The following is a 6,708-nucleotide window of genomic DNA, read 5'->3' on the forward strand; positions in this document are numbered from 1 at the left end:
TTTATTCGCGAATAAATTCGCTCTCACAGGGCTTTTCCCTGAAGGCGCGTATTTATTCGCGAAGACCTTGAAACAGGCCCCACTGTACAATGCCGCTGCCCCGCCGCCCCCCTGAGATCAACCCATGACCCGCACTCCCCCTCCTCGCAAACCCCGAGCACGCAGCCAGGCCCGAATCGATTCGATTCTCGATGCTGCACGCACCCTGCTCGCAGCCGAAGGAGTGGCCAGCCTGTCGATCTACAGCGTGGCCGAGCGTGCGGAAATACCGCCCTCTTCGGTCTATCACTTCTTCGCCAGCGTTCCGGCACTGCTTGAAGCCCTGACGGCGGATATTCACGGGGCCTTCCGGGCATCGCTGCAAGCGCCCATCGATCATGACCAGCTCAAGGACTGGCGCGACCTGTCACGCCTGGTAGAGCTGCGCATGTTGAGCATCTACAACGCCGATGCCGCAGCACGTCAACTGATCCTTGCCCAGCACGGCCTGACCGAAATCAATCAGGCCGACCGCCAGCACGACATCGAGCTGGGCCACCTGATGCTTGAGGTGTTCAACCGCCACTTCCCGGTGCCGACACTGCCGGACGATGTGGACGTATTCGCGCTGGCGATGGAGCTGGGCGACCGGGTCTACGCACGCTCGGTGCAACTGCACGACGAGATCACCCCGCGCATGGCCGAAGAAGGCATGCGGGTGTTCGACGCCTATCTGGGGCTGTACCTGCCGCCCTTCCTGCCAAAACGCCCCCAGCCTCTTTGATCCGGATGTAAAAAAACCCCGGAGGGTCTGCACCGTCCGGGGTCGGGTGTTATTGAAGATCACAGCTTGGCGATCGACACCTCGGTGGACTTCACGAATGCAATCACTTCGCTGCCCACGGCCAGTTCCAGCTCTTTTACCGAGCGGGTGGTGATGACCGACGTCACGATACCGGAAGCGGTCTGCACGTCGATTTCGGACAGCACGTCACCCTGGACAATTTCCTTGATGGTGCCTTTGAACTGGTTGCGCACGTTAATCGCTTTGATAGTCATGGTATGCCTTCCTTTTGTGGGATCGGGGTTAATTGGCCCAACGCAATTGCGTGGGCAATGGTGAAGAGGGTTCGGGTTCAGGCGGCGCCCCGGGCAGGGACAGCACGCGGTTGAGCACTTCGGTTTCCAGCGCAGCCAGACGATGGGAGCCACGCGCCCGAGGACGCGGCAGGTCGACCACAAGGTCGAGCCCGATGCTGCCTTCTTCGATCAGGATCACCCGATCGGCAATGGCCACGGCCTCACTGACATCGTGGGTCACCAGCAGGACCGTGAAACCATGCTTGCGCCACAGGTTTTCGATCAGTTGCTGCATTTCAATACGGGTCAAGGCATCCAGCGCGCCCAGCGGCTCATCGAGCAATAGCAGGCGCGGTTTGTGGATCAGCGCCCGCGCCAGGGCAACACGCTGCTTCTGGCCGCCAGACAAAGCCGCCGGCCATTCATTGGCACGCTCGGCCAGACCGACCGCTTCCAGCGCCTCAAGCGCCTGGGGACGCCAGTCACCGCTCAGGCCAAGGCCCACGTTGTCGATGATCTTCTTCCAGGGCAGCAGACGCGCTTCCTGGAACATCAGGCGAGTGTCTTCCCGAGCGTCGGCCAGGGAGGCGGAACCAGCCAGCAACTGACCCTCGGTAGGCTTGTCCAGACCGGCCAGCAGGCGCAACAGAGTGCTCTTGCCGCAACCACTGCGACCTACCACGGCCACGAACTGACCGGCCGGAATGTGCAGATCGATGTCCTTGAGTACGACACGGGAACCGAAGGCTTTCTTCAGGTCCTGAATCGCCAGCGGAATACCACGCAGCAAATGCGGAGGTTGTTGTTTCAGACTCGTCATGCTGCACCGCCTTTGCTGACCTGATAGGCCGGATGCCAGCGCAGGCATACACGCTCCAGAGCTCGCGCCGCCAGATCGGCCAGCTTGCCAAGCACGGCATACAGCACGATGGCCAGAACCACGACGTCGGTTTGCAGGAATTCACGGGCGTTCATGGCCAGATAGCCGATGCCGGAGCTGGCCGAGATGGTTTCGGCCACGATCAGGGTCAACCACATGAAGCCAAGGGCAAAGCGCACACCCACAAGGATCGAAGGCATGGCGCCCGGCAGAATCACATGACGGAACAGGCTGAAGCCTGACAGACCGTAGCTGCGGGACATTTCCACCAGCGCAGGGTCGATGTTACGAATACCGTGATAGGTGTTCAGGTAGATCGGGAACAAGGTGCCCAGCGCGACCAGGAATACCTTCGCGGTCTCATCGATGCCGAACCACAGGATGACCAATGGAATCAGCGCCAGGTGCGGCACGTTACGAATCATCTGCACCGAACTGTCCAGCAAGCGCTCACCCCATTTGGTGAGGCCGGTGATGAAACCCAGAATCAGCCCGATACCGCCGCCAATGGCGAAACCGATACCGGCACGCCAGCCGCTGATTGCCAGGTGGGTCCAGATTTCACCGCTGGCAATCAGATTGACGCCAGCCTCTATCACCGCGCTTGGCGCAGGCAGAATGCGGGTGGACAGCCAGCCGGCGCTGACTGACAGTTGCCAGGCCGCCAGCAGCAAGACTGGAAGTGCCCAGGGCGCCAGTCTGTGAAGGGTTCGTTGCGAAGCACTAAGGCTCATGGAGTTGTCTCCTCGAAAGGCCTGCCAATCACTGTGCTTTCGCTACAGCAGCGGGAGGTGTCCAGATCACGTCGGCAATGCGCAGTGGCTTGGGAATCAGTTTGAGCTGATAGAAGGTGTCAGCGATTTTCTGCTGCGCATCGACCACCTGAGGCGTGATGAACAGCGCCCCGTAGCCCTGGCGTTTCACCGAGGTCAGGGTGATGTCGGCAGGCAGACCCAGCAGTGGCGCAACCTGTTTGGTCACTTCTTCAGGGTGAGCCTGGGACCACTCGCCTACTGCACGCACCTCTTCGACAAGGGCCTCGATCACTTTCGGATTCTTCTGGGCATAAGGCTTGGTGGCCAGATAGAACTGATGGTTATCCGCGATGCCGGTGCCGTCTCTCAGAGTCCGCGCCTGCAATTGCTGTTCGGCCGCAGCCTGGTAAGGATCCCAGATGACCCAGGCATCCACACTGCCACGCTCGAAAGCGGCACGCGCATCGGCAGGCGGCAGGAACACGGTCTGGATATCGGTGTATTTCAAACCGGCATCTTCCAGTGCGCGCACCAGCAGGTAGTGAACGTTGGAGCCCTTGTTGAGGGCGACTTTCTTGCCCTTGAGGTCCTTGACCGAGGTGATCGGTGAATCCTTGGGCACCAGAATCGCCTCGCTGGTAGGCGCTGGCGGCTCATAGGCCACGTAGAGCAGGTCCGCGCCGGCAGCCTGAGCGAAGACCGGAGGCGTCTCGCCCGTCACGCCAAAATCGATGGAGCCGACGTTCAGGCCTTCCAGCAACTGAGGACCACCCGGAAATTCGGTCCACTGCACTTTCACGCCCTGCTCGGCCAGACGCTTCTCAAGGGAGCCTTTGGCCTTGAGCACCACCAGGGTGCCGTATTTCTGATAACCGATACGAAGGTCTTCAGCCTGGGCCTGGGTAATGGCCCCCAAAGCGACTGCTGCGGCAAACAGAGCGGCCAGGCCTCGACGCAAGATGAGAGTGCGCATGGGGCGCTCCTTTGCTGGGTATTGAATGTTCATGAGGCGAAAACCGCCGTAATGGAGTGACATTAACAGTAGTTTTTTATATCCATAAATCTCATTTATTCATTTGGTTATTCCCAAAACGAATATGAGGTACTTCACTCGCCAATTTCTTTACCACTCCCAATCTTTTTCCATGAACTCGGCAGTGGGCGGCAGGACGGAATGCAGGAATTGCAGGTATTGCTCGAACAGGTCCTTGTTGGGGAGATGGGCGACAAATCCTGTAGTGATGTCGGTGCAATGAATAACGATGATGGAGCGCTTTCGATCAATCGTGACGAAGTTGTGGGTATCCCATGGACGAGTTTCCCGATGATGGATTTTATTCTCCCAATTCAGCAAAGAGCGTGCGGCCCCGATTGAAATGGCGGCGGGGCCGATGAGAAAGAGCAGAGAACCCGTGACAAGGGCTACGCCGAGAAATAGCAGGATGGTGAAAATGGCGATGCCTTTGAAGAGCGGGCCTGCGAAGCTTGGGTAGTAGTCGTAATATTCAAGCAATGCTTTTTGTGAGGTGACACTGTAGTTGAATATGGTTTTTTGTCTGAAGATGAGTATATAAAAAAACACATTACAGTATAGAAATATAGCGCCGGCCATTAGTTCGGGCACATGAATCTGACTTTTCCACCACGTCAAAAAAGTAAGTAAAAGTCCCCATGCCGTACCAGCGCAAAAAATAAGCACCTGGCCTTCCATTATGTCTTTTGGAGTGCCGTTTATAGTCTTTATGGACCAGTCAAATATTTTTTCGCAGTCTTTCAACTCATCAAAATGATAAGCAGCATTTTGTTTTTCGGTATCATTCAGAGACTCGTCACTGAGCGAAGCTTTTTTCTTGTTGCACATATCGCCTACTTATTCCGGGGTTGCAAGTGCCAGGGATTGGGTGCGGTGCTCAGCACTTATCAAAAGATGGGTTGTGGTTAATCCATCGGCTGTGCCATTACTCTGCTTGTCGAGTTCTATCTGATAAATGTTGGGGGTGCCGATATTGCGGATAATCACCTTGCGGTGTGGCAAGGAAATCTGCCCCACCATGACACCAACAATATCGTGACTGACAAAACACACTATTCAAAAGCTTGTTGCATCAGGCACCGCGTTTTTCACCACTCCCAGTCTTTCTCCATGAACTTGGCCGTGGGTGACAGGACCGAGTGCAGGAATTGCAGGTATTGCTCGAACAGGTCTTTGTTGGGGAAGCGGGCTTCAAACCCCACCGTGATGTCCGTTCGATGGGTGATTATCATGGAGCGTTTGCGATCCACCGTGACAAAGTTATGCTCGTTCCAGGGCAGACTTTCTTCATGGTGGATTTTATTCTCCCAATTCAGCAAAGAGCGTGCGGCCCCCAGTGAAATGGCGGCTGGACCAATCAGAAATAGCAGGGAGCCTGTGACGAGGGCCACGCCGAGAAATAGCAGAATGGTGAAGATGGCGATGCCTTTGAAGAGAGGGCCTGCGAAGCTTGGGTAGTGACGAAAGTGCTCGACAGACCCAACCCGGTATGTAATGCGGTAATTAAATATGGTCTTCTGTCTTATTACAAGCACAATCAAGTAGACAAAATACGCTACTGTTGCGCAAGCAAACCCTATAAACAACCCTACACTCTCAGTCAGAGCATCCCACATCAACCATATAAAATAAAGAAAAAGCGAAAGAACCCCAGCTATAACAGAAACCTGAAACCTCATAAACTCCTTCGGAGGGCAATCAATTGTTTTTATACTCCACGCCATTACAGCCGTATCGCTGCTGAAAAGTGTGTTCTGCGCTGTGCGGCAGGCGGCTATGTTATTCATAATATTCTTATTCCGGAAGAGCAAGGGCCAGTGCATTGGCACGGCTTTTTTTACTGACTTCGAGCTGTGTGAGGGTTGAGCCATCTACAACCATACTGCCCTCTTGGCTTAGTTCTATCTGGTAAAGATAGCTTTGAGCTTTTTGCTCTGAAGCACTCACCTCATTCGGATACCAGATTTTCAGCTCGATGTAGGTGGCTTCTTCCCTGAGCGGAACCCAGGTCTGCCAGATGACGTCCTCGCCTGCAGGAAAAATCGGGAAATACAGATCCGGTGATTTATAAGGAGGTCGTTCACTTCCTAGCCTGCCAAACTCCTTGAGAGGAGCAAATTTTCCGCGTTTTTCAAATGCGTCTGCGATGGGAGTATCTGCTTCCACTGTGGGCAGAACGCCGAAGGGCCGTGTACTGCTGATCACGTTCAGCTGAACACATTGCCCGCGTAATACCTCAGGCAGACGTATTTGTATCCAGGCACCATTCTGTATAGGTATATCTACATACCCGACTTTACCTATGTACTTCTGTCGGTACTCAACCGTGCTTTTAATTAAAATTTGCGGGCTCAGCTGGATTTCCAATAGAGCGCGCTTTTCTTCGAGCTTTCCTTCCTGGGTATCCGTATGCCGATGTTCAGGCGAGCGCGACCAGCAGCTTTTTCGCAACCACCAACCGACACTGTCCTGTTTGAAATAGTTCAAGACCATGCTGGCGATTAAATAAACGAATCCAGCTATTAAAATACCAATAGTTACCCATGTAATCATTACAAAAAATACGGCAGCTCTAGATAAGGTTAGCCCTGCTATCAACTGAGTTACACCCCCAGCACCCATTGCAAGAACAGCAAAACCCTTTACAACTAGAGCCGTTTTTTCCTCTGAGGTTCTAGCATTTTTGTGATCGTCCCAAATATCCCAAATCTCCAACATCGCCGCCGCCACCGCAAACGCCCCCAAAGCCACCACCGTGCTCCTGAACCCGCGAATCGCATCCCCCCAAGCGTTGTTTCCCTGCGCTTTCCAGTAGGCGGAAGAGCGATCCAGAATGCCGATGCTTTTGCCGTCGATCAGCACCGGCTTCGCCTCCCGAATCACCGCCCACGGCGCTTCAACAAACACGGCCATCAACAGATTGAAGCTGTACCCCAGGCTGTAACCGACCTTGACGATATCCTTGCCGCTGAAGTCGCCAT

General features: G+C 54.8%; 7 protein-coding genes and 1 pseudogene. 1 reads left to right on the plus strand and 7 read right to left on the minus strand.

Annotation, left to right across the window (positions count from 1 at the left end; translation table 11 throughout):
* Positions 1-124 precede the first annotated feature (124 nt).
* Entirely contained in the window at positions 125-763 is a 639-nt protein-coding gene (locus CKW23_RS25885; protein WP_095068674.1) for a TetR/AcrR family transcriptional regulator, read from the plus strand.
* A 59-nt stretch (positions 764-822) separates the two neighbouring features.
* On the opposite strand, the gene CKW23_RS25890 is transcribed toward CKW23_RS25885, so the two are convergent.
* From CKW23_RS25890 to CKW23_RS26550, 7 genes and pseudogenes are all read right to left on the minus strand, one after another.
* The gene (locus CKW23_RS25890) at positions 823-1,038 is read right to left on the minus strand and encodes a molybdopterin-binding protein (RefSeq protein WP_025262382.1); all 216 of its coding nucleotides are present in this window, start codon (positions 1,036-1,038) and stop codon (positions 823-825) included.
* Between the two features lie 28 nt (positions 1,039-1,066).
* Positions 1,067-1,879: an aliphatic sulfonates ABC transporter ATP-binding protein gene (gene ssuB, locus CKW23_RS25895; RefSeq protein ID WP_025262383.1), complete on the minus strand. Its 813-nt coding sequence runs from the start codon at positions 1,877-1,879 to the stop codon at positions 1,067-1,069.
* Positions 1,876-2,673 (minus strand): aliphatic sulfonate ABC transporter permease SsuC, encoded by a 798-nt coding sequence (ssuC, locus tag CKW23_RS25900; protein WP_025262384.1) that lies wholly within the window; start codon positions 2,671-2,673, stop codon positions 1,876-1,878. The genes ssuB and ssuC overlap by 4 nt, the downstream gene beginning before the upstream one ends.
* Positions 2,674-2,701: 28 nt before the next feature.
* Positions 2,702-3,667 (minus strand): sulfonate ABC transporter substrate-binding protein, encoded by a 966-nt coding sequence (locus tag CKW23_RS25905; protein WP_095068675.1) that lies wholly within the window; start codon positions 3,665-3,667, stop codon positions 2,702-2,704.
* Positions 3,668-3,817: 150 nt separating this feature from the next.
* Positions 3,818-4,555, minus strand: coding sequence for a hypothetical protein (locus CKW23_RS25910; protein WP_025262386.1), 738 nt, complete (start codon positions 4,553-4,555; stop codon positions 3,818-3,820).
* 260 nt (positions 4,556-4,815) lie between these two features.
* The gene (locus tag CKW23_RS25915; protein WP_025262387.1) at positions 4,816-5,514 is read right to left on the minus strand and encodes a hypothetical protein; all 699 of its coding nucleotides are present in this window, start codon (positions 5,512-5,514) and stop codon (positions 4,816-4,818) included.
* A gap of 7 nt (positions 5,515-5,521) precedes the next feature.
* Positions 5,522-6,708, minus strand: a pseudogene (locus tag CKW23_RS26550) (hypothetical protein); the annotation flags it as partial.

The organism is Pseudomonas sp. Irchel 3A18, assembly GCF_900187465.1.
Classification (GTDB): Bacteria; Pseudomonadota; Gammaproteobacteria; order Pseudomonadales; family Pseudomonadaceae; genus Aquipseudomonas; species Aquipseudomonas cichorii.

What these genes read in the sequence shown, in the direction of transcription:
- CKW23_RS25890 (WP_025262382.1), bottom strand. Translation starts at nt 1,038, where the DNA reads ATGACTATCAAAGCGATTAACGTGCGCAACCAGTTCAAAGGCACCATC.
- CKW23_RS25885 (WP_095068674.1), top strand. Translation starts at nt 125, where the DNA reads ATGACCCGCACTCCCCCTCCTCGCAAACCCCGAGCACGCAGCCAGGCC.
- ssuC (WP_025262384.1), bottom strand. Translation starts at nt 2,673, where the DNA reads ATGAGCCTTAGTGCTTCGCAACGAACCCTTCACAGACTGGCGCCCTGG.
- CKW23_RS25915 (WP_025262387.1), bottom strand. Translation starts at nt 5,514, where the DNA reads ATGAATAACATAGCCGCCTGCCGCACAGCGCAGAACACACTTTTCAGC.
- CKW23_RS25910 (WP_025262386.1), bottom strand. Translation starts at nt 4,555, where the DNA reads ATGTGCAACAAGAAAAAAGCTTCGCTCAGTGACGAGTCTCTGAATGAT.
- CKW23_RS25905 (WP_095068675.1), bottom strand. Translation starts at nt 3,667, where the DNA reads ATGCGCACTCTCATCTTGCGTCGAGGCCTGGCCGCTCTGTTTGCCGCA.
- ssuB (WP_025262383.1), bottom strand. Translation starts at nt 1,879, where the DNA reads ATGACGAGTCTGAAACAACAACCTCCGCATTTGCTGCGTGGTATTCCG.